The following is a 26,505-nucleotide window of genomic DNA, read 5'->3' as shown; positions in this document are numbered from 1 at the left end:
GTCCGAATCATTGCGCCATGGCGGCTTCGATATCATCGAGCACGCGGGAAGCCGCGATCGGCCCCGAGGCGCTGGTCCATAGCTGACCATCCACGGGAACGACCCGATCACGCTGGACGACGTCGAGGCGCGCGAAGGCAGGCGATTGCCGGGCGGCGTCCAGCGCCGCGTCGCCCTCGTCGTTGAGCGTGGCGAGGAACAGCCAGTCGCTGTCGATGCGCGCCAGGTTCTCGAGGCTTAGCGGATCGCTGTGCGGCCGGCCCTCGTTGACCACGCCGCCATCCTCGACCGTGAAACCGGCGGCGGCCAGCATGCCGGTGGCGAACAGCCGCGTGGACATCACCATCGGCCCGTTCGGCATCCAGCGCGCCAGCGTCACTTCGGGCGCCGTCCGCGGCTGGCGTGCGGCGAGAGAGTGTGAACGATTATCAATCTCCTCAAGCGCCTTGTCTACCGGGGCTTCCCGTCCCAGCGCACTGGCGAACAGGCGTGCTTCGTCCCTCCAGGCATCCGGCTCGAACCCCTCGGTCGTCGGCACGATGGTCGGCGCCAGGCGTGAAAGCAGCTCGTACTGTGCCTGCGACAGGCGCGACGAGGCGAGAATCAGATCCGGACGCAGGGCGACAACCGCTTCCATGTTGGTCTCGCGGGCGGTACCGACGATATCGATGCCCGCCGCCGCATCGCCCAGATAGGCGGCGACGCCTTCACCGCCGCGCGTCGCGACCGCACCGAGCGGCGTGACGCCAGCGGTCAGCGCGGTATCCAGTGCCCCTTCGTAAAGCGTGACCACCCGTGTCGGCTGACCGTCGATCTCGACCTCGCCATAGGCGGTGTCCAGCGTGCGCGCTTGGGCGGTCGTGAGCACGCCGCTCAGCGCGAACAGCATCAGCGCCGCGCCGAATCGTGAAATACCAGGGCGTAGAGAACGCAACTGCATGACAATTTCCCTTTTCCGTCGAGATGGCACCGCCTCTGCACGGCGCCGGATTGATGGTCAGTAGTGCGGTTGATGTCGATGACACCTAGTCGGCAGCATCGACGCGGTAATCGGGGCGTCTCAGAACTCGAGGTTGATGCCGACCCAATAGCGGCGACCGTCTTCGGTCAGGCCGTAGTCGTCGTAGTCCACTTCCTTGTCGAAGAGGTTGTAGACACCGAACAGGAAACTGGCCTGGGGCGCGATTTCCCAGCTGCCGCCGGCATCGACGAAGGTGTAGGACGGCGCCTTGAGCGAACTCGCAGAGCGCCCGCCGGTCGGCTCGCTCTCTTCGCCGCGATAGGTGACGCGCGACCAGCCACTGAGGCGGCCGCTGGGATCCCAGTCAAGCGTCGCGGTCGCCAGATGCCGCGGCAGCTTGGTCAGCGGCTTGCCCTCGTACTCGCCGGACTTCTGTTCGGAGTCGGTAAAGGTGTAGCTGGAGTTGAGCGACAGCGTGTCGGTGAGTGGCATGGCCAGCGACAGCTCGACGCCCTGGGTCACCGCCTCGTCGACGTTGATGCGATAGGTCGGATCAGCGCCAAAATTGTTGGCCCCGTCGGTGCAAACATCGATCGGGCAGCCGACGCGGGTGATCTTGTCCTCGAACTCGTTGTAGAACAGCGTGGCGCTGGCGCTCATGCCGTCGTCGCCGCTGTAGACCAGCCCCAGCTCATGGTTGAGCGAGGTCTCGGGTTCGAGATCCGGGTTGCCGTAGATATTGCCGCCGCGGCTGACCTGGCCCCAGCCCGGCGTGATCTCGCGCAGTGCGGGCGAGCGATAGCCGGAGGAAACCCCACCCTTGAGCGTCCAGTTCGGCGTCATGCTCCAGACACCGTAGAGGCGTGGGCTGTAGTGGGTGCCGAAGTTCTCGTTGTCATCCATGCGCACGCCGCCGGTCAGCGAGAAATCGTCGGTCAGGAACCACTCGTCCTCGAGGAATAGCGCCCACTGATAGACCTCGACGCTGTCGACGCCGGTATCGAGATCGTTGCTGCTGCCGTCGTCCAGCTCCTGCTTCTCGTAGTTGGCGCCGACGGTCAGGATATGCGCGGCGAACGGCATCACCAGGCGCGAATCGGCCACCGTATTGGTGATCTCCATGTCGCGGGACTTGTTCTCTGCTGTCTCGCGCTGGATGTAGGAGTCGCTGGTACCGATACCCCAGCGTCCGGTATGCGTGACAGCAAAATGCTCACGGCTGAAATCGTTGTCGGAGCTTTCGCACGGCCCGCGGCAGCCGGTCTCGGAAGCCGAAACGCCCACGCGGGACTGACGCTCCTGCTCGGTGCGCCCGGCCTCGAAGGTGAAGTCGTGATTCTCGCTCGGGGTCAGCGACAGGCGCGCCGTGCCGTTGCGCAGCTCCTTCTCCTCGTAGCCATCGATGATGTGGTCTTCTTCCCGCGTCGAATAGCGGCCATTTACCTGCAGGCCGAGGAGGCCCTCCTTGAGCGGGCCGGAGACGTAAAACTGAGTCTGCTGTTCATTGCCGGAATCGCTGTCTTCCTGAATCGTGGCATCGACCTGCAGGTTGCCGTGCCACGCATCGGCCACCTTGCGCGTGATGATATTGATGACACCGCCAATGGCATCGGAGCCGTAGAGTGTCGACATCGGCCCGCGAATCACCTCGATCCGCTCGATCGCCTGGAGCGGCGGCAACCAGTCCTGCTCGAAGCCTGCGCTGCCGTTGGGCCGCGTCTCGCGAGTCGACTGGCGACGGCCGTCGACCAGAATCAGCGTGTACTGGGCCGGCATACCGCGAATGCTGATGTCGGCGCCGCTGGATCCCGCCCCGCCACCGGTCACGATGACGCCCGGAACGGTGCGCAACGCATCGGTGACATCGCGATACTGATGATCTTCCAACTGCTCGCGCGAGACCACGCTGATCGAGGCCGGCGCGCTGGCGACTTGCTGAGCATAGCCGGCGGCGGTGACGACCATCGGGTCGAGCGACTCATCGGCCTGGCCAGGTGCGGCAAAGCCGGCGGCGCCAGCCACCGCGAGCGCCAGAGAGGAAAGGCGGATTGGCGTTGACAACGTCATGGAGGTTCCCTTGTAGAACAAGCCCTCGAACGGGGCGATTTCTCACGGCCGAGAAATTTAATACGAATATTTATCATTTAGATTCTTCCATATTCTTCTGGTAACGTTGCGAGACAGCGCGTTGCGCGATGCGCAACGCCAAATCGATTCCAGCCCGTCACGGCCATTCGGCGCGGTCGCCTAACGCAGACCACGCCGAATGGACCGATGCTTCTTGAGGAGCGGCAACGCATGTACGATCTCGAAGCCCTGGCGACCTTCACCGAGGTCATGCGCAGTGGCAGCCTGACCCTAAGCGCACGACGCCTGGGTGTAGCCAAGTCGACCCTGAGCCGGCGTATCGCCCATCTCGAGACACAGCTGGGTCAGCCGCTGCTGCGGCGTCAGGCCAACCGGCTGCTGCCAACCGAAGCGGGTAGCCTGTTTCTGGACTACGCCCAGGAAATGTTGCGCGTTGCCGAACGCAGCCATCTGGCGCTGGACGACCTGCGCGCCGAAGTGAGCGGCCAGGTGATCATCGCCGTGCATTCGGCGCTCGCCCGCGGCTGGATGGCGCGGCAAGCGGAAGATTTTCTGGCCCGACATCCGCAGGCACGAATCACCCTGCGCAACTTGCCGGCGCCGCCGGTCGCCCCGGATGCGAGTGCCGTTCATGTCTGGTTGGGTGAGGTCGGTGAATGCGGCCTGCGCCAGGAGCGCCTTGGCTGGCTCACCTATGGCATCTATGCCAGCCCCGAGCACCTGAAGCGCCATGGCACGCCCCACCACCCGCGCGATCTGCGCCACTATCGCTGGATCGATCGCCTCGGCGACGCCGAGAGAGGGGTGATGCTTCACCATCCCGACTACGGCGAGCACCCGCTACCGGTCTCGACCTCTCGACTGCAGGTCGACCAGATGGTGCTGCATGCCGATGCCATCGCCCGCGGTCAGGGGCTCGGTCTGATGCCGCACTGGATGGCGCAGACACGCCTGCGCCATCACCCGGGGTCGCTGGTCCCTTGTCTCGCCGACTGGCAGGCCCCGGCCCAGCCCATCATGCTGCTCTACCCTTACGGCCATCAGCCACGCAAGATCGTGGCGCTACTCGAGCAACTGCGGCACGCCGTACCCGAGGCGTGGAAATCCGCGATCACGCCCGCGCCCGAACTCGCCGTTTCCAGCTAGACTTGCCGAAGCGGGAGGCACACGCCGCCCGCCGGCGCTGTCTGACAGCCTTTCGGGCGCGTGCTAGTATCAGCCGCCTCTTCGACTCCAATGACTACCCACAGGGACGGTATGGGTCTTCAGGAAATTGCCGTTGGCGGGATTCTCGTCAGCCCATTGCTGCTCTATGCCATCCTCGGCTTCGTCGCCACCGTCGTGACGCGGACCTTGCTGCACTGGCTGATCGGCCAGCGTGCCCTGTGGTATGAAGCCTGGTTCGATATCTCCCTGTTCGTGCTCTTCACCGCCGGTATCACCTTTCTGCTGACCGTACTGCTCGAGAGTTCCTGATGCGCCATTCGCTCCGAATCCTGCTGACCCTCGTCGTCGTCGCCATTGCCGTGGCGGCCGGCCTATGGCTGTGGAACTACTATCTGTATACACCCTGGACACGCGACGCCCGCGTCCGCGCCGAGGTGGTCACCATCGCGCCGGATGTCTCCGGCTGGGTCAGTGCGCTCAACGTCAACGACACCGACCGGGTTCGCCAGGGAGATGTGCTGTTCGAGATCGACGACGCGCGCTATCAGGCGGCACTGGAACAGGCCGAGGCCACCGTGGAAAACCGCGAGGCCACGCTGCAGCTGCGCCAGACCGAGGCCCGTCGGCGCAATCAGTTGAGCAATCGTTCGATCAGCGAAGAGGACCGTCAGATCGCGCAGATCAACAGCAAGGTGGCGGCGGCGGATCTCAAGCAGGCGCAGGCCGATCTGGCGGCGGCCCGACTCGATCTCGAGCGCACGCGGGTCGTCGCTCCGATCAATGGCCACGTGCTCAACCTGCAGCTGGCGGCCGGCAACTACGTCAACCAGGGCAATCCGGTCATGGCGCTGGTGCAGTCGGACTCGTATTACGTGATGGGGTATTTCGAGGAGACCAAGATGTCGTCGATCGAGGTCGGCGCGCCCGTCGACGTCATCCTCATGAACGGCGACACTCACCTGCGCGGCCATGTGGCCGGCATCGGTCGCGGTATCGCCGACACCAACACCAGTCTCAACAATCAGCTGCTGCCGCAGGTGCAGCCGACCTTCAACTGGGTCAGGCTGGCGCAGCGCATCCCGGTGCGCATCACGCTCGACGACGTGCCCGACGACACCCTGCTCAGCGCCGGCATGACCGCGACGGTGCGCGTCGACGCGAGTGCCGACACCGGAAAAGACGAGGCCACGCGCGTCGAACGGCCCCCCTCGCAAGCGACCACGGCCTCGCCGGCGAATGGCGAGGCTGACCGGCTGCCGACACAGCACGCCCAGTCCGGTGACACGGCTGGCAACGCCGACAATGGCGACGCCACCCCGGCCACGTCACCGTAATCGCCATGCCGCCGCTGATCGAGACCTATCTGACGCCGAGCGCAACAGCGGTCAAGTTCGCTATCAAGACCACGCTGGCGATGATGATCGCGCTCTATCTGGCGCTCTGGTTCGACCTGGATCGCCCCTATTGGGCGCTGATCTCGGCAGCGTTCCTGCAGGTCCGCCCAATGAGCGGCATGGTGATCGAAAAGGGGATCTGCCAGATTGGCGGCACGCTGACCGGCGCGCTGGCCGGCATCATCATCATGGCGCTGTTCGCCCAGGCGCGGGTACCGGCGCTGATCACGCTGACCGCGTGGATCATGCTGTGCACCTACGTCGGCTCGCTGTGGCGCAACAACTACACCTACGGCTGTCTGATGGCCGCTGTCACCGCCATGCTGATCGTGGTGATCTCCAATGGCAGCTCGCCCGGCGGCATCTTCGATATCGCGATCGCCCGCCTGTCGGAACTGGGTCTCGGCGCGATCTGCGCCACGCTCGTCAGCTCGCTGCTCTGGCCAACCCACGTCGGCCGACACCTGGCGACCCAGGCGGACAACGTGGTCAACGAAGCATTCGAGAACGCCGCCCTGCGACTGGAGGCCAGCGACGACATACCCGCCATGCAGAAGGCCCTGCGCGGCAGCCTCGGCCCCCTGACGACGCTCGAGACCGATAGCCAGGCGGCACGTTTCGAGGGCCCCGAAGGGCCCGGGCGCGTACGCGCCACCCACGTGCTGACCCGGCGCACCCTGCGTTTCCTGGCCACGCTGCAAGCGCTTCACCAGTTGATGCACGACCACGCCGATCGGCTCTCCTCGCGCAGTCTCGACGTCTCGCAGCGCGTGGCGCAGGGGTTTCGCGAGGCGGAGCACGTCAAGGGGGTGCCCAAGGCGCGCAAGGAGCTGCAGTCACTGCGCCATCTGGTTCACGAAAGCGATGAAGCGGGCATGGCCCCGCTCGACCGGCGGATACGGCTTGGTCTGCGCGAAGCGATCGGTCACGCCATGGTGATGCTCGACGCGCGCGAGGCGATCGCCTCACCCGGGCGCTACAACCTGCGTTCGACTTCGCTCGCCTGGCATCGCGATCACCTGGCCGCCGGCATCAATGCCCTTCGCTCGGGGCTGGTGTTCGGCAGCCTGGCAATATTCTGGATTCTGACTGCCTGGAACAGCGCCATGATCGCGCTGCTGCTGGGCACCTTGTTCTCATCGTTCTTCGCCAGCCGCGACAATCCGGTGGCGATCACCATGATGTTCTACAAGGGTATGCTAGCGGCGATTCCCAGCGCCTTTCTGTTCGGCCACGTCCTGCTCTCCCAAGCCAATAGCTTTCCGATGCTGGCCATGCTCTTCGGCACACCACTGTTTCTCGGCCTCATGGGCGCGACCAATCCCGCGACCATGGGCTACTGCCTGGCTTTCACCATCTTCAACATCCTGCTGACGATGCCCGGCAACGACATGGATTTCTCGTTCGACAGTTTTGCCAACCGGGCGGTCGCCGTGATCATCGGCCTGAGCTGCGTGGTGATGGGATTCCGGCTGCTGCCGGGGCTCGGCACGCGCCTGCGGCGGCGACGGCTGATTCGCGCCATCTCGAGAGATATCCATCATCTCCCGCGGCGTTCGGTGAGCGACGCGGAGAGCCGTTTCAGCGGCCACATGGCGGATCGCATGCTGCAACTGGCCCAGCACGACGACATGCTGCCGCAGGACCAGCGTCACCTGTTCATTCTCGGACTGACCGGGCTCGATGTCGGCAGTGCCGTCCTACGCCTGCGTGCGCGTCTCGACGACGCCCCCCATCCACTGGTTCGACGCGCGCATCGCCAGCTGCTAAGTGCACTGGCCAAGGGGTTCGAGGCAAGCGCCAACGGCCATCAGCCGACGGGCATCCGCGAGGCCGGTCACAAGCTCGAAGCCGCGATCGCCGATCACGGCAATGTGCCTGCCGACCGGCGCGTCCTGCTGGAGGGGTTGATCGAGCGCCTGACACTGGCACTGGAACGCCTCGGCCGCATCATGGCCGAGCGCCCTCATATCAAGCCGGATCACCGCCCCGAACCGGTAGGCAACTAGCTCTCTTCGCCCAGGCCGAGATACGCCTTGATGATCGAGGCGTCCTCGCGCAGCGTTGCGGCGGCACCGTGCAGGCGAATCTCGCCGTTCTCGATCACGTAGGCATAGTCCGCCAGACGCAGCGCCAGCCGGGCGTTCTGCTCCACCAGCAGAATCGTCGTTCCCGCCTCGTTGAGCTGCTTGACGATGCGCATGATCTCGGTGACCAGCTTCGGCGCCAGTCCCATCGAGGGTTCGTCGAGCAGCATGACGCTGGGGCCATGCATCAGCGCCCGCCCCATCGCCAGCATCTGCTGCTGCCCCCCGGAGAGCAGCGAGCCGTCCTGATGGCGGCGCTCGTGCAGGATGGGAAAGCGTGCGTAGACGTCCTCCAGTCGCTGCCGGCGCAGCGCCGGGTCCTTGACCGTAAAGGCGCCCAGTTCGAGATTCTCCTGCACCGTCAGCCCGCGCAGGATGCGCCGCCCCTCGGGCACGTGCACCACGCCCCGACGCGCGATCTCGTGCGCCGCGAGCCGGGTGATCGACTCTCCCTCCAGCTCGACCTCGCCCTGCCGGGCCCGTACCAGCCCCGAGATTGTCTTCAGCGTTGTCGACTTGCCGGCGCCATTACTGCCGAGCACGGTGACGATCTCGCCCTCGTGCACGTCCAGCGAAATCCCGCGCAGCGCCTGGATCTGGCCATAGAAGGCCTCGATTTCGCGCAGCCGTAGACGGACTCGCCCGGGGCGCTCGGTGGCCGTCTCCGCCACCGTCGGTGGCCTCGCGTCCTTCACCATGTCAGCTCCTCGTCGTCCTGCCCCAGATAGGCTTCGATCACCCGCGGGTAGTTCTGCACCGCTTGCGGCGCGCCCTCGGCGATCAGTCTGCCGTGATCCAGCACGCTGATCCGTTCGGACACGTTCATGACCAGACTCATGTCATGCTCGATCAGCAGCACGGAAACGCCACGCTCGTCGCGGATCCGTCGGATCAATCCGATCAGCGACTGCTTCTCGCCGCTGTTGAGCCCCGCCGCCGGCTCGTCGAGCAGCAGCAGTCGCGGCTCGGTCGCCAGTGCCCGGGCGATTTCCACCCGCCGCTGATGCCCGTAGGCGAGGTTGGTCGCCAGCCGGTCCCGGTGCTCGAGCAGGCCGACGAAATCGAGACAGGCAAGACTCGTCTCGAGAATCCGTTGCTCCTCGGCGCGCTGGCTCGGCAGCCGCAGAATCGCCGACAGCGCCCCCGCACGGGAGCGACAGTGCTGCCCGGCCATCACGTTCTCGAGCACCGACATCTCGCGGAACAGACGAACGTTCTGGAAGGTGCGCGCAATGCCCATCTGCGTGACGCGATGCGGCTCCTGGCGGACCAGGCGCTCGCCATCGAAGGTGATGTCGCCGCGCTGCGGGCGATAGAAGCCGGTGATGACGTTGAACATCGAGGTCTTGCCCGCACCATTGGGCCCGATCAAGCTCTGAATGCGACCGGGCTCGACGCCGAAGTCGACATCGTGCAGGACGGTGTTGCCGGCGAAGCTCAGGGCGACCTGTTGGAGTCGTAGCAGCATGGTGGATCTCCTCAGGCGCGTTTTTCCGGCCAGATCCCGCTCGGCCGAAACAGCATGATCGCGAGTAGCAGGACGGCGAAGATCAGCAACCTGAGCGTATCGAATTCGCGCAGCAGCTCCGGGCCCAGTACCACGATGAAGGCACCGAGAATCACGCCGGGAATCTTGCCCATGCCGCCCAGCACCACGGCGAGCAGAATCAGTACCGACTGCTGGAAACTAAAACTCTCCGGAGAGATAGCGCCCAGGTTGACCGAGAAGAAGATGCCGCCGATGGCGCCGAAGATCGCGCCGATGACGTAGGCCGCCAGCTTGATCCGGACCCGGTTAATCCCCATCGCCTCGGCGGCATCCTCGTCATGACGCACGTAGAGCCAGGCGCGCCCCAGCCGCGAATCGAACAACCGCTGGCTGGCGACATAGGCCAGAATCGCCAGCACCACGAAGACGTAGTAGAAGTCGATCGCGCTATCGATCCGCCAGCCGAACAGCGACGGCTCCGGAATATGCGACAGCCCGCTGGCGCCCCCGGTGATCTCCAGGTTGCGCGCGGTGAAGCGCACGATCTCGCCAAAGCCGAGGGTGACGATCGCCAGATAGTCACTGCGCAGGCGCAGCGTCGGACCGCCGATGATGATCCCGGCGATCGCCGCCGCGACCAGCGCGAACGGAATCGCGACCCAGAAATTGACCCCGAACTGCTGGGTCAGGATACCGACGGTATAGGCACCGACGGCGAAGAACGCGGCGTAGCCGAGATCGAGCAGCCCCGCGTAGCCAACCACGATATTGAGCCCCAGACAGAGCACGACGTAGAGCAGCGCGTTGGTCAGAATGACGGTGGTGTACTGACTGGAGATCCACGGCATCACGATAAGCAGCAGTACGATAGTGGCCTGCAGCGCGCGCCGCGGCCCGGGCGACTCGAAAGCGATGATCAGGCGCTGCCATGGCCGCCGCGCTTCCGGTTCGCGTTGAGAGGAAGATCTTGGGGGCGAGGGGCGTGGGTTCGATGAGTCGCTCATGTCACATCCTCTCCACTTCGGATTTGCCCAGCAGACCGGTGGGCTTGAGTACCAGCACCAGGATCAGGATCGAGAAGGTGAAGACATCCTTCCATTCACTGCCGATGAACGGGATATGCGTACCGAAGGACTCCAGCAGACCGAGAATCAACCCGCCGAGCATCGCGCCGGTGATGCTGCCGATACCGCCGATCACCGCCGCGGTAAAGGCCTTCAGCCCGATCAGAAAGCCCATGAAGTACCAGATGCTGCCGTAATAGGCGCCGGCCATGGTGCCGGCCGCCGCCGCCAGGCCCGAGCCGATGAAGAAGGTCACGGCGATCACCGCGGAGACATTGATGCCGAGCATCCGGCACATCTCCTTGTCGATCGCCACCGCGCGCATGGCGCGACCGTAAGCGGTCCGCGAGACGAACAGCTCCAGCGCGATCATCAGCACGCCAGCCGTGGCCACCAGCACGATCTGGTTGTAGGAAAGGAACAGGTTGCCGAGATTGAGCCCGCCGAAGCCGAGATCCGTCCGGAACGCGGTGTACTGGCCGCCGGTCAACGAGAGCGCAGCGTTCTGTAGCACCAGTGAGACCGCCAGTGCGGTGATCAGGATCGAGAGCCTGGGCGCGCCCAGCATCGGATGGTAGGCGACGCGCTCGATCACCACACCGAGACAGCCCACCGCCAGCATCGCCAGCAGCATGGCGACGAAGATGCCGAGCCAGCCGGCGCCGAGGACGCCGGAGACCAGCGAGAGGCCACCGAACCCGGCGAAGGCGCCGGTCATGTAGAGATCGCCGTGGGCGAAGTTGAGCAGCTTGATGACACCAAACACCATGGTGTAGCCAAGGGCCACCAGGGCATAGAAGGCGCCCAGCACCAGCCCGTCGACGAGCTGCTGCAGCAGGGAGTCATACCAGGTCATGAGTGAGCATCTCTGGACAGCTTGAGCGGCCATCGGAGCGAGCGGCCACGGCCTGTCGCCGCATACCGCCCGCGAATTCCGATGTCGAACCGGGGCTTCTGCCCCGACGAGGCTGCCACGCGCCTAGGGCGCGTAGCGCGTCCACCGGCCGCCCTGCCCCTCGAGCACGACGAAGTTGCTGCGCGCCAGCGTATGCTGCGGCGTGAAGGAGATCGGGCCCGCCAACCACTCCTGGCCGTCGGCGCTGTTGAGCGCCTCGATGATGGCGTCGGCGTCGGTCGAACCGGCTTTGCCGATCGCCCAGGCCATCAGCTGCAGGCCATCGTAGGCGAGCGGCGCGTAGGGGCCCGGCGCGCTATCGAACTCGGCTTCGTAGTCGGCGATGAACTGTTCGGCGGCCGGCAGGAAATCGGCCGTAGGGTTGGAGAAGGCAAAGACGCCTTCGGCGGCCTGGCCGGCAATATCGAAGAGTTTCGGTGAATTGGAGCCGTCGCCCACGGCAATCGTGCCTTGGAAGCCGCGCTGACGCAGCTGACGAACCAGCAGGCCGCCGTCGGCATAGTAGGCGGTCCAGAACACCGCATCGGCGCCGGAACCGCGGATCTTGTTGACCAGCGCGGAGAAATCCTGCTCACCCTTGTTGACGTACTCGAACGCGGCAACCTCGTGTCCGGCTTCGGTCCAGGCGTCGCGCGTCAAGTTGGCCAGATCCTGTGAGTAGGCATCCCCCTGATTGACGATCGCCAGGCTCTCGATGCCCTTGCCCTCGAAGAAGTCGAGCGCCGTCTTGGCCTGATCGTCACCGGTAGAGTTGATCATCACCGCGTTGCCGGGGTTAGCGGGAATCAACTGGGTCGAGTTGGCCGCCACGATCACGAAAGGAATGTTGGCGTCGCCGTAGGTCTTGAGCGTCGGCTGCGTCGCGCCCGAACAGTAGCCGCCGACCACGCCAACCACCTCGCGCGAGGCCAGCCGACTGGCGGCGTTGACCGACTGCTGCGGATCGCAGGCCGAATCACCGGTCACCAACTCGATCTGACGCCCGTCCAGCAGGCCGCCCGCGGCGGCGTTGATCTCCTCGGCGGCCAGCTGCATGGCGTTGAACATGTCCTGGCCGTAGGTGGCTTCCGACCCGGTGGTCGGCACCTGCACGCCCAGCGTGATGGGGGGCTCCTGGGCCATCGCCAGCGAACTGACCGAGAGGCCAAGCAAGGCGGTGGAGACAATGAGATTGCGGAATTGACTCATACAGCAACTTCTCCCTTCAGCGCATTTGTGATTGTTCGAACTGCAAAGGGGACGGGCGCTGCGCCCTTCCGGGTCGACCTGTCACACTCGGCGACAGGTCATCCTGCCATGCGATGTTACATTTCGACACTATGCCTTTTGTATAAAATATACGACAACTATTTGCCGACAACGGCCCTGCAATCAGCGCTGTTTAAACGCGACCGAACGGCCCAACGTTCGTCGCTGGAATCTCCTGCGCAACCCCGGACAGGCCGCCAGCGCGGGTCTTCAGCCATCTCCCGGAACGAAAACACCCCGCCGGAAAGTCCGAGCGGGGCGTTGCGACGAAGGCCATCGAGCGAGCGATCAGTAGGTGATGCCGAAATGACTCTGGAAGCTGGTATGCCAGTTGTCGTCGACCGGCCCGATGTAGTTCAGCGCATTCTTGGACGTGATGACATCGAACCAGGCGTAGTAGCGGCCGGCCGTGACCTTCACACCCAGATCGTTGAGCATCGGATCATCCATATCGCCGAAGCCACCGTTGATTGCCGAATAATCATCGGTCGGATCGATATAGCTGAAGTCGTTATAGAAGAAGAGGTTATCGACGGCACCCCAATTCACATCCATGCTGTAACCGAGACTCGCCGAGTACATCTGCGCTTCGGCCGGAATCAGGAAGTTGAAACCGAACGAGCCGACTTCCACCGCATTGTCGGAGATGCCGGAGACCGATTCGTCAGGGTTCTCGGCATTGAACTCGTAGGTGGTCGCCTGCAGCAGGGTCGTCCAGTTGCCGTAGTTGCCGTTCAGGCCGGCAGCCACGGCCCAGCTATCGCCGCTGTCGTTGGTCTGGTTGTTGTAGAGTTGACCGCCCTTGGCCGACAGGTTCACCTCGGTAGTGTAGTCGGTCCCGTCATTGAAGGTATAGGCGATACGGGCCGCAAGCTGGTTCTCTTCGGTATTGCCCTGGTTACCACGATCGATCAAGTCGCCATTGGCATCATAGGTAGCGGTGCCAGTCATGCCGACAGCGTTGGCCCCATAATGATCGTTGGAATCGCCCAGCTGATCGCTCTTGAAAAAGGCCAGCGAGGTATCCCAGGCGCCCTGGCTGTGCTCCCACGAGATCCCGGCGTTCTGGTTGTCATTGAAGCCTGCCAGATAGGGCAGCGTGCCGTAAAAGCTGAGATATCCGTAATCCATGTTGCCGAACGGCGTCTGGAAAAGCCCCAGCTTGACGCTATCGTTGTCGCCGAATTGATAGGCCGCCCAAGCATGGTGCAGAAAGTCATAGCCATCATAGAAGCGGTACTGGAAGGAGTAGGAGAGGTCCCCCTCGCCGCCGGACATGCCGAGGATGAACTTGCCGAAATCGACATCCCCCGTGGTGTCCTTGTCAGCCTCGTTCCAGTCGTTGAAGGTATAACCCAGTTCGACCAGACCACTGAACTGCGGCGTACCGACTTCATCCAGTAACGAGCGATTTTCCTCGGCCATTTCGCGAGTTTCCGCAGTCGAGGCCTGTTGAGTCGTCTGCTGATCGGCGAGCTGCTGACGCAGCTGCTGGACTTCCTGCTGCAATGCATCCAGACGTCGCTGGATGGTTTCACTGTCCTGCGTCGACTGGGCAAATGCCCCCGGCGCACAAGTCAATAAGCCCAAGGTGATACCCAAGGACTTGAAGATTTTATAGGAATTCACGTTATTGTTCCCTTGCTTACGAATTTGAAGGCGTTTGGCTCAATCTCGATAATTTTCCTCGTCGATGGCGTCGCTTTTACACCGTAACAAAGACCAAAACCCTATTAAACCCTCTTTCAATAAAGGTATATCGACAAACGTTGACCGCATGCCCCTGTCAGCGTACCTGCAGGACGCTGACAGATTGGCGCCAATGCCTCGCCTAACGCCTTGTCTGGGTCTACCATGAAGATATGCGACACCTTGTCGCACAACCCTGCGCCATCGCGACGCCGTTGGCGCCATGCCAAAAAGATCGATATTCAAGGGAGAGAATACGGTGGCCTCATCTTTATCCGCCGGCGGCGGCGGGCAACTGCTGGCCAGGATTGTCGGCATCCTACTCACGCTGATTGGCCTGATACTGGCAGCCGGCGGCGTCTATCTAGCCGTGCTTGGCGGCTCCTGGTACTACCTGATCGCCGGCGTTTTGACACTGCTGTCCGGCATTCAATTACTGCGCGGCAAGCCTTCCGGACTGTGGATTTTCGCCATCGTCTTTATCGGCACCTTCCTGTGGAGCGCCTGGGAGTCAGGGCTCAATTACTGGCGCTGGATCCCGCGTCTCGATGTCATGTTGATCCTTGCGATTCTGGTCGCGCTGGTCTCACCGGCGCTCGCCGGAGGCCCCTCGCGCAAGGCCGGATTCGCCACTGCCGGTGTCCTTTTCCTCGGCCTGGTGGTTGCAGGCGCGCTGGCCTTCCTGCCGGGACGCGGCTACCAGCAGTTCGATCCGGTGCCCGCGGTCGCCGACCGTTCGCTGTCGACCGACGTCGGCGATGCGCAACCGGCCGACGTCCCGGCTGACGGCGACTGGAGCGCCTACGGGCGTGATTCGGCGGCCACGCGTTACTCGCCGATCGAGCAGATCACACCGGATAACGTCGAGAACCTGGAAGTGGCTTGGCAATACCGCACCGGCGACCTGCTCGATCACCGCTGGGGCGCGGAGACCACGCCGCTCAAGATCGGCGATAACGTCTTCCTCTGCACATCACGCAATATCCTGATCTCTCTGGATGCCGCCACCGGCGAAGAGAACTGGCGCTACGACCCGCAGGTCTCCGAAGACGCGGTTCCCTACACCGCGGCCTGCCGCGGCGTGACCTACTACGAGGTACCGGAAACCGCCGACGACGGCGACGCCTCCTCGGCCGACGACGCCAGCATGGAGGTCGCCAACAGCGACACGACCGAGAGCAACGATCAGCAGAACGATACTTCAGCTGCCGAGGCGACCGACGTTGCCACCAACCGCGATCAGAACTGCCAGGCGCGCATCATCTCCGGGACGCTCGACGGCCGCCTGGTCGAGGTCGATGCCATGACCGGCGAGCCCTGCACCGGCTTCGGCGACAATGGCCAGGTCGATATCAAGCGCAACATGGGCGAGACGCCGCCGGGCTACGTCTCCATCAACTCCGCCCCTGTCGTGGTACGTGGCGTGCTGGTGACTGGCCACCAGGTACTCGATGGCCAGCGTCGCTATCCGCCTTCCGGCGTGATCAAGGGCTACGACGTCGAAACCGGCGAACTGCTGTGGGCCTGGGATGCCGGCCGTCCGGATCGCAGCGAGCCACTGACCGGCGACGAGACCTATGTTCGCGGCTCGCCCAACATGTGGACGACCGCCGCCGGCGACAGCAAGCTGGGGCTCGTCTACCTGCCGATGGCCAACAGCGCGGCGGATTACTGGAGCAGCTCGCGCACGCCGGAAGAGAACGAGTGGGCCAGCTCGATGATCGCGCTCGATGTCGAAACCGGCTTGCCAAAGTGGCACTTCCAGACCGCGCACAAGGACGTCTGGGACTACGACCCGGGCTCGCAGCCGACGCTGATCGACTTCCCCACCGGAGACGGCAAGGTACCGGCGCTAGTGATGCCGACCAAGCAGGGCGAGATCTACGTCTTCAATCGCGAAACCGGCGAGCTCTTGGGCGGCGGCGCCGAAGAGCGCGCGGTGCCGCAGGGAGGGGCCGAACCGGAGCAGCGTAGCGAAACACAGCCGTTCTCGAACTACGCCACCCTGCGCCAGCCGGATATCGACGAGAAGGACATGTGGGGCATGACACCCTTCGATCAGCTGTTCTGCCGTATCCAGTATCGCCAGGCCAGCTGGGAAGGCATGTACACGCCGCCGACCGCCGAGCAGCCATGGGTCCAGTACACTGGCTACAACGGCGGCTCCGACTGGGGCAGCGTGGCGATCGATCCCAAACGCGGCGTCATGATCGCCAACTACAACGACATGCCCAACTACAACGAGTTCGTGCCGCGCGATGTCGCCAACGAGCGTGGCTGGGTGCCGCGTGAGGAGCTCGAGCAGGATAGCGGCGGCGCCGAAGGTGCCGGCGATCCGCAGGCCAACACGCCCTACGCGATCAACGTCAACGCCGGCTGGCGTGTGCCCTACACCGGGCTGCTCTGCAAGCAGCCGCCGTACGGTCACATCCGCGCCATCGATCTGGCCAGCGGCGATACGCTGTGGGATCGCCCACTCGGTACCGCGCGCGCCAACGGGCCCTGGGGCATCCGTTCCGGCCTGCCGATCGACATCGGCACGCCCAACAACGGCGGCTCCGCCGTCACCGCCGGTGGTCTGATCTTCATTGCCGCAGCCACCGACGACCTGATCCGCGCCATCGACATTGAGAGCGGCGAAACCGTGTGGCAGGCACCGCTGCCCGCTGGCGGCCAGGCCAACCCGATGGTCTATGAAGCGGATGGACGCCAATACGTGGTGATCGTCGCCACCGGCCACCACTTCATGGAGACACCGACCGGCGACTATGTGATTGCCTACGCCCTGCCGGAAGAGACCACCGACTGAGTCGGAGACCGGCCCCTCAACGACATCGCCCCGGCCAGCTGGCCGGGGCGATGTCGTTTTTAAGCCGTGTACCGTGACGGGCACGGCCAGGGCTGGCTCAGTCGTCGCGATCGATGGCGAAGGCCGACCAGGCCTGACGCGTCGGCATCACTTCTAGACGGTTGAAGTTGATGTGCGCCGGCAGCGTCGCGATGTAGAACATCTGCTCGGCGATATCCTCGGCGGTCAACGCCGTGGTGCCGCGATATAGGTTATCGGAGGCCGTCTGGTCGCCGCCGGTCCGCACCAGCGTGAACTCGGTCTCGGCGATGCCCGGCGCCAGGTCGGTGACGCGAACGCCGGTGCCCAGCAGATCGCAGCGCAGGTTGTAGCTGAACTGCTTGACGAAGGACTTGGACGCGCCGTAGACGTGGCTGCCCGGGTACGGCCACTGACCGGCGATGGAGCCGACGTTGATGATCGTGGCGCCCTCACCGACTTCGATCAGTGTGGGCAGCAGCGCATGCGTGACGTTGACCAGACCGGTGACGTTGGTGTCGATCATGGTATGCCAGTCTTTCAGCTCGACCTTCTGCGCCGGCTGTGGCGCCAGCGCCAGACCGGCGTTGTTGACCAGCGTGCGCACGCGCTTGAAGGCGTCGGGCAATTCGGCCACCGCTTTCGCCACGGCTTCGTCGTCACGCACATCGAGCACGACGGTGTGCACGGCCACCTTGTCGGACAGCTCGGCCTTCAGCGCCTCGAGCCGATCGCCGCGACGGCCGGACAGCACCAGCGACCAACCAGCCTCGGCAAAACGGTGGGCAGCCGCACGGCCGAACCCGGAAGTCGCACCGGTGATAAAAGCAACGTCGTTCACAAGACTCTCCTCGTTTGATTTCGATTCGTCGAACGCGGGGGCACGTCCGACGGCACTCCGTATTGTGTCGTCCCGGACGACTAGAACCACTCCCGCAGCAGCACCCAGGCCGACAACAGCATCAGCAGCGGCGCTACCGTATATTTCAGCGAACGCGGCGGCGAACGTTCGAACGCCCACTGGCCGACCCCGTTGCCGATCAGCGCCGGCACCAGCAGCCAAGCCGCCTGCAGCAGGGTATCGCGTCCCAGTTCGCCGGCCAGCCCCAAACCGATCAGCGAGGCGCTGCTGCTGGCCACGAAGAACAGGATCGCGGTCGCCCTCAGGGACACCGGCGACAGGCGCTGATGCAGAAGATACAGCATCAGCGGCGGCCCGCCGGAAGACGCCAGCGTCATGCACAGACCGGATACGCCACCCGCGACCACGCTGCTCGGCCCCGGTGATCGTGGCGCCGAGTCGATGGCTGACGACTCCCGTCGCAGCAGCAGCGCCAGCGCCCCGGCCAACGCCAGCAGCGCAATGGCGATCCGCAGTGGCGAGGCGGGCAAGCTGGCAATCAGCCAGACGCCGACGACCGTCGCCACCAGCATACCGGCCAGCAGTCGCGCCAGTCGCGGCCAGTCGGCGCGACGCGCGGCCCGCCGCCACAGGCCGATACTGGTCACCAAGTCCAATAACAGCGCCAGCGGCACCGCCTCGATCGGGGGCAAAAACAGCATCAGGCCCAGCGCCAGCAACATGGCGAAGCCAAATCCACAATACCCTCTCACGGCGCCGGCAAAACAGGCCAGCCCCACGGCCGGCCAGAGGTGGGGCAGCGATGACATCATCAAGCGTGATTCCACTTTCGGTGACAGGGGTTCCTCCCGCACCTTAGTCAGCGCCGGGGGCGCCGGGTAGAGCCAGATCGATCAGCGCGACGAGACATCACCCGAGTCGGCGGGCCGCAATCAGGCCACAACTACGCCACAACTACGCTACAACCACGCCACCAACCGACCGACGCTGACACCGCATCCCCCGCTGTCACGAGAGACAATCGATTCTGGCTCTACGCGAACGCCCGCCGGCCCCCTACTCTGATTTCATTCGCGATCGACCGCCCGATGCCAGGGAGGATCGCACCCGACCCGACGCACGGGCCGCTTTCCGGCACGTCGGCCGGTGTCGCCGTACGGGTTTCAGTATCGGCGCCGGCCCCGGTTCCACGACATCGGCTCCACCACTCCGTTTCCATAACACCGGCTCCACACCGGCTCCACAACAACAGGACTCCTGCCATGAACGACAGCATGACCAACGACTTCGTCCGTCAGCTCGACCGCCAGCATGTCTTCCACTCCTGGTCGGCACAGGGCAACCTCAATCCGTTGGTCATCGCCGGCGGCCGTGGCTGCAAGATGTGGGACTACGACGGCAAGGAGTATCTCGACTTCAGCAGCCAGCTGGTCAACACCAACATCGGCCATCAGCACCCGAAAGTCGTCGCCGCGATCCAGGCCCAGGCCGAGCAGCTGGCCACCGTAGCGCCGGCGCATGCCAACCTCGCGCGCAGCGAAGCGGCCAAGCGCATCCTGGCGCGCGCGCCTGCCGGTTTCAGCAAGGTGTTCTTCACCAACGCCGGCGCCGACGCCAACGAGAATGCCATCCGCATGGCCCGCAGCATGACCGGGCGCGACAAGATTCTCTCCGCCTATCGCTCCTACCATGGCAATACCGGCGCCGCGATCGCCGCGACCGGCGACCCGCGTCGTATTCCCAACGAGTTCTCGCGCGGCCACGCGCACTTCTTCAATCCGTACCTCTACCGAACCGAGTTCTGGGCGGGCAACGAAGCCGAAGAGTGCGAGCGTGCCCTGCAACATCTGAAGCGGGTCATCGAGTGCGAGGGGCCGCAGTCGATCGCCGCGATCCTGCTCGAGTCGATCCCCGGGACCGCCGGTATGCTGATTCCGCCCAAGGGCTATATGGAAGGCGTACGTAAGCTGGCCGATCAGTACGGCATCCTGTTGATTCTCGACGAAGTCATGGCCGGTTTCGGCCGCACCGGCCGCTGGTTCGCATTCGAGCACTTCAACGTCAAACCGGATCTGATCGTCTTCGCCAAGGGTGTCAACTCGGGCTATGTACCGGCCGGTGGCGTGGTGGTCTCCGAGGCCATCTGCCGCCACTTCGACGACAACATGTTCTACGGCGGCCTCACCTACTCCGGCCACCCGCTGGCCATGGCCGCGATCGTGGCCACGCTGGACGCGATGCAAGAAGAGGGCGTGGTCGAAAATGCCGATCGTGTGGGTAATGGCGTGCTCGCCAGCGGCCTCAGAAAGCTTGCCGACAAGCATGCCGTGATCGGTGAAACCCGTGGCGTCGGCGTTTTCCATGCGCTCGAACTAGTCAGCGATCGCGAGACTCGTGCCCCGCTGCCGCCTGCGGAGATGGCAAAGATCAAGGGCGCGATGGTCGACAAGGGCCTGTTGCCGTTCGTGGTCGAGAACCGTATCCACGTGGTGCCGCCCTGCATCATCAGCGAAGCGGAAGTCGAACAGGGCCTGTCGATTCTCGACGAGGTGCTCGGCGCCTACCGCTGATCGGATGCGTCCGTGACGCGTCTGGTTCAGGCGCGTCACGGTGAACCATCGTGGGGAACAATCAGACCGCCGTGCCGTCGGGCACGGCGGTCTGTCGTTATGGGGGGGAGCGGCGGCGGCCGGCCGTCACTCAGCCGAAGGCGCGTGCCAGACGCTCGATGCCCGGGCCGATCCGCTCCACGTCGATCGCGCCGAAGCCGAGGCGCATGAAATTGCGTGGCGGCACGCGATCGAAGAAGTGCTGGAAGCCGGGCTCGATCAGCACCCCGTGCTGCGCCGCCTGCCACGCCAGCCGCTGGGTATCGACCGTTTCCGGCGCCTCCAGCCAGAACACGCTGGCATGATCGCCGCCGACACGGCGACACATCGGCAGCTCGCGACGCAGGCTGGTGTCCATCGCCTCCCAGCGTCGAGACATCTCCTCGGCGAACAGCCGCAGATAGCGATCGTAATGTCCCTGAGACAGAAACTGGGCCACCTGCTGCTGCAGGCTGGAAGGCGGATGGCGATACATCAGTCGTCGTAGCGCCCGCAGCTCGTCGATCAGCTCGGCATCGGCCACGAGATAGCCGAGCCGGAGACCCGGCGACAGCGGTTTGGACAGGCTGCTCATGTAGATCACGCGCGAGCCGGCGCGGCTTGCCTTGAGCGCCGGCAAGGCGTGGCGGTCGAAGTTGACCTCCGCATCGTAGTCGTCCTCCAGCACGATCTGATCGCGCTGCTGGATCTGCTCGATCAGCGCCTCGCGCCGGGCCTGGCTCATGGTGACACCGGTCGGCCCCTGATGGCTGGGCGTCACGTAGAGATAGTCGCTACCGGTGGCGCCCGCATCCAGACACATGCCCTCCGCATCGATCGCCTGATAGCTCAGCTGCGCGCCCTGGCGCAGGAAGACATTGGCCGCCTCGCGATAGCCGGGATTCTCCACCGCGACGCGGGTACGGGCGTCGAACAGCAACTGCGCGATCAGGAATAGCGCATTCTGCGACCCCAGCGTGATCAGGATCTCGTCGCTGCGCGCATGGATCCCTCGTTTGGGCAGCACGCGTGTGCGCAGCTGCTCGATCAGCATCGGATCGTCCTGGTCATAGCGGTCACCCAGCCAGTGGCGGTCACGGCGCCCGCCCAGAAGCTGACGCGAGGACTCGCGCCACTGCTCCAGCGGGAACAGCCGCGTATCGAGCTGGCCATAGACGAACGGAAACTCGTAGTGCATCCAGTTGCTGGGGCGCAGGACGCCCTGCAGGTGGCTGGGACGATGCGTAAAGCGATTGCCCCATAGTGGTGCATCGACAACCTCGTCGCGCATCGATACCGGCGTTTCTAGTGCATCGGCGCCATGATAGGCATCATGCAGGTAGTAACCGCTGCGCGGACGACTGACCAGATAGCCATCCTCGACCAGTCCCTCGTAGACCAGCGCCACGGTATTGCGCGACACGCCAAGCTGCAGCGACAGCTTGCGGCAGGAAGGCAAAGCTTCGTCCACCGGGATCGTGCCGGTGTGGATCGCCGCCAGCAGCGCCTCGCGCAGTTGCTCCTGCAGACCGCGCGGCGCATCGAAGTCGAGATGAAAATGATGATCGAGCATGGTGCACTCCCACAGCAATTCTCTGCATGCCCCATCCTTGCAAGATTCACGCCATTCGTCCGTGGATTTCACTGCCGCCACCCCTTTTCACCCATGGAGCCCACGCCGTTGGATCGTTTGCACGGCAAACAACTGTCCCGGCGGTGCACGCGATCTGTCCTATAGAGGTCTGTATCTCTAACTTTAGTATGATTGCCATCTCGACTGGAGGTGGCACGTCGGCCATGACAGCCAGGCCGACAGGCCAGAGCCTGAGCGGGGCCAGACCTGGGCCGACGCCCAGGGCAATGCTCAGGACAGTGCCCACAACGACGCCCCGGACAGTACCTAATCGGACAGTGCCTAATAACAGTACCGACAACACCGACAACGAGACCCGCATCGATGCCAGAGTCGATCGAGCCTCGGGTCCCGAAAACCGATTGCCGCGCGTCAGCCCAAGACCACAATGCCAATGCCGGGCATGACGCCATCGCCGACAACAACGTCAATTACGAGGACTACACATCATGGGCAGCACCTTTCATGGCGTGATCGCCTTTGCGCTGCTGGCCGGCCTGCTGGTCATCGGCAGCCTGCTGCGCAGCCGCCTCGGCTTTCTGCGCGCCAGCTTGATTCCCGGCAGCATCGTGGCCGGCGTCATCGGCTTCGCGCTGCTCTCGCTGGGCTGGATCCCCGGGTATGGACCGTCGGATTTCACCCCCTTGGCTTTCCACTTCTTCACGCTGAGCTTCATGTCGCTGTGTCTGACCGGTAGCCCCAAACCCGCTGCCGGCGAGGCCAAGCAGGGCATTCTCGGCGGCGGGCTGTGGCTGACGCTGATCTGGACCGCCAGCCTCGGCGCCCAGGCGGTGATCGGCTATGCCCTGATGGCAGGCTACGACCTGCTCAGCGGCAGCGACCTGAGCCCGCTGCTCGGCGCCATCGTGACCCACGGCTTTACCCAGGGGCCTGGTCAGGCGCTGACCTACGGCACCATCTGGGAGAACGACTACGGTATCGCCAACGCGGCGCAGGTGGGTGTCATCTTCGCCTCGCTCGGCTTTGTCGCCGCCTTCGTCGTCGGCGTGCCCGCCGCGCGCTATTTCCTCAAGCGCGGCATGAACGCCAATCGCGAATCGACCCTGGACGACGACTTCATCGCCGGCTTCCACAAGCCGACGTCCCGCCCCTCGGCAGGCAAGCAGGTATCACACTCGGGCACCGTCGACTCGCTCGCCTGGCATCTCGGCCTGCTCGGCCTGGCCTATGTCATCACCTACGTCTGGCTTACCGTGATGCAGCCGCTGGTCGAGGGCAATCAGGTGCTGACGGTCTTCTTCAGCTACAACCTGTTCTTCATCCACGGCCTGACGGTCTGCGTGCTGATGCGCCTGGTGATCGACCGCTGCGGCTGGGCCGACAAGGTCGACGACGATACCCTGAAGCGCATCACCAGCGGCTCGGTCGACTTCATGGTCGTCGCCACGCTGATGAGCATCCAGATCGCCGTGCTGGCCGCTCTGCTGGTGCCGATCGCGATCGTCACCGTTGCCGTGACCCTGGTCACGTTCCTCGGTGCCATGGCCATCGGCCGTCTCAGCGGGCGGCTTGGCCCCGAGCGCTCGGTCACCGCCTTCGGCTGCTGCTGCGGCTCCACCGGTACCGGCCTGCTGCTGCTGCGCATGCTGGACGCGGACTTCAGCACCTCGGTGCCCAAGGAGCTGGCGTTCTTCAATATCGCGATTATCGTGGTCAACATCCCGACGCTGTTCTTCATCGCGCCGATCGCGCCGACCCTGAGCGCCTGGCAGTATCTGGCTATCTTCGGCGGCTACTTCCTGCTGATGCTGGTCTGCGTACCGCTGCTGCTGAAGTGGCAGCGTAGCCGGGGCGCCTCGAATGCCTCACTGCAGGAGCCGAATCCGTCATGAGCCACCGCATCTATGTCGCCCGCCGCATTCTGACGATGAACCCGTCGCAACCGGAGGCGACCCACGTCGCCGTCCGCGATGGCAGGATCCTTGGCGTGGGCTCGCTGGAGACACTGGCCGATCTGGGCGACTACGAACTCGACGAGCGCTTTGCCGACAAGGTGATCCTGCCCGGCTTCGTCGAAGGCCACAGCCATGCGCTGGAGGGCGTGCTCTGGGAGTACGCCTATGCTGGCTACTTCTCGCGCACCGACCCCACCGGCGAGACCTGGCCGGGCCTGACCGATATCGATGCACTGCAGCGCCACCTGAGCGCCCAGGCCGCGTCGCTGCCCGCTGGCGAGCCGTTGATCGCCTGGGGCTTCGACCCGATCTACTTCCCGACCCGTCGCCTGACCCGCGAGGAGCTCGATGGCGTCGATCGCGAGCGGCCGATCGTCATCCTCCATGCCAACCTGCACATGATGACCGTCAACAGCGCCATGCTGTCGCGCGCCGGCCTCGAGACACAGGCGGATATCGAGGGCGTGATGACCTTCGAGGATGGCCGACCCAACGGCGAGTTGCGCGAGATGGCGGCGATGTTCGCCATCTTCGACAACCTGAATATCGACCTCTTCGATCGCGGCAGCGAGCCCGCTACGCTCGAGCGCTATGCGCGGATCGCCCAACGTCATGGCGTTACCACGCTGACCGATCTCTACAATCCGCTGAGCGATACCGGCGTCGCCAACATGCGCGACACCTGCAATCGCGACGACGTGCCGATGCGTCTCGCGCCGGCCATGAGCGCGCTCACCTACACGCCGGACGACGGCATCGAACGGCTGCTGGACGCAAAGGTCCATGCCAGTGACAAGCTGCACTTCGGGCTGGTCAAGCTGATGACCGATGGCTCGATCCAGGGCTATACCGCCCGGCTCAACTGGCCCGGCTATCATGACGGCACCCCCAACGGCATGTGGAACGCCGAGCCGGAGCGGCTGACCGAGATCGTCCAGCGCTATCACCAGGCCGGCTTGCAGCTGCATATCCACACCAACGGCGACGAAGCGGTCGATCTGATGCTCGACGCCATCGAATCGGCGCTGGAACTGTGGCCACGGCCGGATCATCGCCACACCCTGCAGCACTGCCAGATCATCAACCAGGCGCAGATGAAGCGCGCCGCGCGCCTCGGCGTCTGCCTCAACATGTTCGCCAACCACCTCTACTACTGGGGCGACATCCACCGCCAGCGCACGCTCGGCCACGAACGCAGCCAGCGACTCGAACCGCTGGCCTCGGCGGACCGTCTCGGCATTCCCATCGCGGCCCACTGCGATGCCCCGGTCACGCCGCTGGCACCGCTGTTCACCGCCTGGTGTGCCGTCGCACGGCGCACCGCCAGCGGCGAGGTCCTCGGCCCGCTGGAGGCACTCAGCGTCGAGCGCGCGCTGAAGCTGATCACGCTGGATGCGGCCTACACGCTCAGGCTCGATGACCGCATCGGCAGCCTCGAGGTGGGCAAGTTCGCCGACATGGCGATCCTCGACGAGGACCCGCGCGAGGTGTCGCTGGACCGGCTGCCCGAGATCGGCGTCGTCGCGACGATGGTGGGCGGTCGCCTCTTCGCCAATGACTGAGGCGTCATCCACGGCCGAGACGATCGCCGTCACCCTGATCGCAGGCTATCTCGGCGCCGGCAAGACCACCTGGCTCAACGCGCACCTGCGCGACGGCGTGGCGCCAGGCACGTTGCTACTGGTCAACGACTTCGGCGCCATCAACGTCGACGCCGAGCTGATCGACTACAAGGGCGACCGCCTGCTCAAGCTGAGCAGCGGCTGCCTGTGCTGCTCGCTCAGCGACGAGCTGGGCACGCAGCTGTCGCGCATCGCCCGCTGGCCCGAGCCGCCGAGCCACGTGCTGATCGAGACCAGCGGCGTGGCCAGACCGACGCGTATCGCCGACCTGATCCGCGTCGCCCGGCAGTATCATCTCGCGCGGATTGTCACCCTGGTCGACCTCGCCTCGCTGGCAACACGCCTCGCCGACCGCCGTGTCGGCGACCTGGTCGCGGCGCAGATCACCGCCGCCAACGAGCTCTTTTGCAACCGTGGCGACGCCCTCGACGACTCGGCGCAGCGGCAGCTGCAAGAACGCCTTGCCGCTCTCAATCCCGACGCCAGCCGTTTCTGGACAGCGCCATTCAACCCCGATCGCGAGGCGGGCACGACCCGCGATGACCGCCAGATCTCGACGCCCCAACCGCCCGCCAGGCCGGTCTATCGCCCGGCCGAGCAAGACCCGGCATGGCAGCGCTTCGCCATCACCCTGCCCGCCACCCTGCAGCGCCAGGAACTCGACGCGCTGCTGACCGCCCATGCGGACGGTCTGGCCCGCGCCAAGGGCTTTCTGCAGGCGGATGGCCGCCACTACGTCTTCCAGTGGAGCGGTGACAAGGCCGACTGGACCCCGAGCACCCCGCGCCCGGGCAGTGGCCAGCTGGTCGGCATCGGCTTCGCCGGCGCCACCTACGAGGCGCTGATCGCGGCACTCGAGGCGCTCTCGACACGCTGATGGCGACCTTTCGACACGCTGATGGCTCTGCCTTTCAGTACCCCGATCGCCTCAACATGCTGAGGGCGCTCGACCAC

General features: G+C 64.6%; 20 protein-coding genes. 9 read left to right on the top strand and 11 right to left on the bottom strand.

Annotated elements, in window-relative coordinates; all coding sequences use genetic code 11:
* Window positions 1-7 precede the first annotated feature (7 nt).
* Both MC381_RS10990 and MC381_RS10985 read right to left on the bottom strand, forming a co-directional pair.
* Entirely contained in the window at window positions 8-940 is a 933-nt protein-coding gene (locus tag MC381_RS10990) for an ABC transporter substrate-binding protein (protein WP_251977798.1), read from the bottom strand.
* Window positions 941-1,060: 120 nt separating this feature from the next.
* Window positions 1,061-3,028: a ligand-gated channel protein gene (locus tag MC381_RS10985; RefSeq protein WP_251977797.1), complete on the bottom strand. Its 1,968-nt coding sequence runs from the start codon at window positions 3,026-3,028 to the stop codon at window positions 1,061-1,063.
* Window positions 3,029-3,259: 231 nt separating this feature from the next.
* Between MC381_RS10985 and MC381_RS10980 the strand changes: the two genes are divergently transcribed.
* The 4 genes from MC381_RS10980 (at window position 3,260) to MC381_RS10965 (ending at window position 7,619) form a co-directional block, all read left to right on the top strand.
* Entirely contained in the window at window positions 3,260-4,195 is a 936-nt protein-coding gene (locus MC381_RS10980) for a LysR family transcriptional regulator (protein WP_251977796.1), read from the top strand.
* Between the two features lie 111 nt (window positions 4,196-4,306).
* Window positions 4,307-4,525 carry a DUF1656 domain-containing protein gene (locus MC381_RS10975; protein WP_251977795.1) on the top strand — a complete coding sequence of 73 codons (219 nt, stop codon included), beginning with the start codon at window positions 4,307-4,309 and terminating at the stop codon, window positions 4,523-4,525.
* On the top strand, window positions 4,525-5,550 hold the full coding sequence (locus tag MC381_RS10970; protein ID WP_319022840.1) for an efflux RND transporter periplasmic adaptor subunit: 1,026 nt from the start codon (window positions 4,525-4,527) through the stop codon (window positions 5,548-5,550). Before MC381_RS10975 ends, MC381_RS10970 begins: the two co-directional genes overlap by 1 nt.
* A 5-nt stretch (window positions 5,551-5,555) precedes the next feature.
* Entirely contained in the window at window positions 5,556-7,619 is a 2,064-nt protein-coding gene (locus MC381_RS10965) for an FUSC family protein (protein WP_251977794.1), read from the top strand.
* Here the strand turns inward: MC381_RS10965 and MC381_RS10960 are convergent.
* The 6 genes from MC381_RS10960 to MC381_RS10935 form a co-directional block, all read right to left on the bottom strand.
* Entirely contained in the window at window positions 7,616-8,395 is a 780-nt protein-coding gene (locus tag MC381_RS10960) for an ABC transporter ATP-binding protein (protein ID WP_251977793.1), read from the bottom strand. The two genes, MC381_RS10965 and MC381_RS10960, sit on opposite strands and share 4 nt — an antisense overlap.
* Window positions 8,389-9,165, bottom strand: coding sequence for an ABC transporter ATP-binding protein (locus MC381_RS10955; protein ID WP_251977792.1), 777 nt, complete (start codon window positions 9,163-9,165; stop codon window positions 8,389-8,391). Before MC381_RS10955 ends, MC381_RS10960 begins: the two co-directional genes overlap by 7 nt.
* Window positions 9,166-9,176: 11 nt before the next feature.
* The gene (locus MC381_RS10950; RefSeq protein WP_251977791.1) at window positions 9,177-10,190 is read right to left on the bottom strand and encodes a branched-chain amino acid ABC transporter permease; all 1,014 of its coding nucleotides are present in this window, start codon (window positions 10,188-10,190) and stop codon (window positions 9,177-9,179) included.
* Window position 10,191: 1 nt separating this feature from the next.
* The gene (locus tag MC381_RS10945) at window positions 10,192-11,106 is read right to left on the bottom strand and encodes a branched-chain amino acid ABC transporter permease (RefSeq protein WP_251977790.1); all 915 of its coding nucleotides are present in this window, start codon (window positions 11,104-11,106) and stop codon (window positions 10,192-10,194) included.
* 123 nt (window positions 11,107-11,229) lie between these two features.
* A complete protein-coding gene (locus MC381_RS10940; RefSeq protein WP_251977789.1) occupies window positions 11,230-12,354 on the bottom strand; it encodes a branched-chain amino acid ABC transporter substrate-binding protein in 1,125 nt (374 codons plus the stop codon).
* Between the two features lie 348 nt (window positions 12,355-12,702).
* Window positions 12,703-14,043: a porin family protein gene (locus tag MC381_RS10935; RefSeq protein WP_251977788.1), complete on the bottom strand. Its 1,341-nt coding sequence runs from the start codon at window positions 14,041-14,043 to the stop codon at window positions 12,703-12,705.
* 319 nt (window positions 14,044-14,362) lie between these two features.
* On the opposite strand from MC381_RS10935, the gene MC381_RS10930 reads away from it, so the two are divergent.
* On the top strand, window positions 14,363-16,912 hold the full coding sequence (locus MC381_RS10930) for a membrane-bound PQQ-dependent dehydrogenase, glucose/quinate/shikimate family (protein WP_374708171.1): 2,550 nt from the start codon (window positions 14,363-14,365) through the stop codon (window positions 16,910-16,912).
* A 97-nt stretch (window positions 16,913-17,009) separates the two neighbouring features.
* On the opposite strand, the gene MC381_RS10925 is transcribed toward MC381_RS10930, so the two are convergent.
* Complete coding sequence (locus MC381_RS10925; RefSeq protein ID WP_251977786.1) at window positions 17,010-17,771, bottom strand: SDR family NAD(P)-dependent oxidoreductase; 762 nt, start codon at window positions 17,769-17,771, stop codon at window positions 17,010-17,012.
* 80 nt (window positions 17,772-17,851) lie between these two features.
* Window positions 17,852-18,601, bottom strand: coding sequence for a sulfite exporter TauE/SafE family protein (locus tag MC381_RS10920; protein ID WP_264297435.1), 750 nt, complete (start codon window positions 18,599-18,601; stop codon window positions 17,852-17,854).
* A 453-nt stretch (window positions 18,602-19,054) separates the two neighbouring features.
* Between MC381_RS10920 and MC381_RS10915 the strand changes: the two genes are divergently transcribed.
* Entirely contained in the window at window positions 19,055-20,362 is a 1,308-nt protein-coding gene (locus MC381_RS10915) for an aspartate aminotransferase family protein (protein WP_251977784.1), read from the top strand.
* A gap of 130 nt (window positions 20,363-20,492) precedes the next feature.
* On the opposite strand, the gene MC381_RS10910 is transcribed toward MC381_RS10915, so the two are convergent.
* Window positions 20,493-21,953, bottom strand: coding sequence for an aminotransferase-like domain-containing protein (locus MC381_RS10910; protein WP_251977783.1), 1,461 nt, complete (start codon window positions 21,951-21,953; stop codon window positions 20,493-20,495).
* A gap of 509 nt (window positions 21,954-22,462) precedes the next feature.
* Between MC381_RS10910 and MC381_RS10905 the strand changes: the two genes are divergently transcribed.
* From MC381_RS10905 to MC381_RS10895, 3 genes are read left to right on the top strand one after another with little or no spacing between them, the layout of a single operon-like run.
* Window positions 22,463-23,866 (top strand): sodium/glutamate symporter, encoded by a 1,404-nt coding sequence (locus MC381_RS10905; RefSeq protein WP_251977782.1) that lies wholly within the window; start codon window positions 22,463-22,465, stop codon window positions 23,864-23,866.
* Window positions 23,863-25,491 (top strand): amidohydrolase, encoded by a 1,629-nt coding sequence (locus tag MC381_RS10900; RefSeq protein ID WP_251977781.1) that lies wholly within the window; start codon window positions 23,863-23,865, stop codon window positions 25,489-25,491. The genes MC381_RS10905 and MC381_RS10900 overlap by 4 nt, the downstream gene beginning before the upstream one ends.
* Window positions 25,484-26,428: a CobW family GTP-binding protein gene (locus MC381_RS10895; RefSeq protein ID WP_251977780.1), complete on the top strand. Its 945-nt coding sequence runs from the start codon at window positions 25,484-25,486 to the stop codon at window positions 26,426-26,428. The genes MC381_RS10900 and MC381_RS10895 overlap by 8 nt, the downstream gene beginning before the upstream one ends.
* The last annotated feature ends 77 nt before the right edge of the window (window positions 26,429-26,505 follow it).

The sequence above is a fragment of the Salinicola avicenniae genome (assembly GCF_023736115.1).
GTDB lineage: Bacteria > Pseudomonadota > Gammaproteobacteria > Pseudomonadales > Halomonadaceae > Salinicola > Salinicola avicenniae.
The sequence above is the reverse complement of the archived record's forward strand: the minus strand, read 5'-3'. Positions and strand labels throughout refer to the sequence as shown.

Coding starts and splice junctions, on each gene's coding strand:
- MC381_RS10965 (WP_251977794.1), top strand. CDS start 5,556: ATGCCGCCGCTGATCGAGACCTATCTGACGCCGAGCGCAACAGCGGTC.
- MC381_RS10900 (WP_251977781.1), top strand. CDS start 23,863: ATGAGCCACCGCATCTATGTCGCCCGCCGCATTCTGACGATGAACCCG.
- MC381_RS10975 (WP_251977795.1), top strand. CDS start 4,307: ATGGGTCTTCAGGAAATTGCCGTTGGCGGGATTCTCGTCAGCCCATTG.
- MC381_RS10915 (WP_251977784.1), top strand. CDS start 19,055: ATGAACGACAGCATGACCAACGACTTCGTCCGTCAGCTCGACCGCCAG.
- MC381_RS10920 (WP_264297435.1), bottom strand. CDS start 18,601: ATGTCATCGCTGCCCCACCTCTGGCCGGCCGTGGGGCTGGCCTGTTTT.
- MC381_RS10905 (WP_251977782.1), top strand. CDS start 22,463: ATGGGCAGCACCTTTCATGGCGTGATCGCCTTTGCGCTGCTGGCCGGC.
- MC381_RS10985 (WP_251977797.1), bottom strand. CDS start 3,028: ATGACGTTGTCAACGCCAATCCGCCTTTCCTCTCTGGCGCTCGCGGTG.
- MC381_RS10960 (WP_251977793.1), bottom strand. CDS start 8,395: ATGGTGAAGGACGCGAGGCCACCGACGGTGGCGGAGACGGCCACCGAG.
- MC381_RS10970 (WP_319022840.1), top strand. CDS start 4,525: ATGCGCCATTCGCTCCGAATCCTGCTGACCCTCGTCGTCGTCGCCATT.
- MC381_RS10980 (WP_251977796.1), top strand. CDS start 3,260: ATGTACGATCTCGAAGCCCTGGCGACCTTCACCGAGGTCATGCGCAGT.
- MC381_RS10990 (WP_251977798.1), bottom strand. CDS start 940: ATGCAGTTGCGTTCTCTACGCCCTGGTATTTCACGATTCGGCGCGGCG.
- MC381_RS10895 (WP_251977780.1), top strand. CDS start 25,484: ATGACTGAGGCGTCATCCACGGCCGAGACGATCGCCGTCACCCTGATC.
- MC381_RS10945 (WP_251977790.1), bottom strand. CDS start 11,106: ATGACCTGGTATGACTCCCTGCTGCAGCAGCTCGTCGACGGGCTGGTG.
- MC381_RS10950 (WP_251977791.1), bottom strand. CDS start 10,190: ATGAGCGACTCATCGAACCCACGCCCCTCGCCCCCAAGATCTTCCTCT.
- MC381_RS10940 (WP_251977789.1), bottom strand. CDS start 12,354: ATGAGTCAATTCCGCAATCTCATTGTCTCCACCGCCTTGCTTGGCCTC.
- MC381_RS10955 (WP_251977792.1), bottom strand. CDS start 9,165: ATGCTGCTACGACTCCAACAGGTCGCCCTGAGCTTCGCCGGCAACACC.
- MC381_RS10910 (WP_251977783.1), bottom strand. CDS start 21,953: ATGCTCGATCATCATTTTCATCTCGACTTCGATGCGCCGCGCGGTCTG.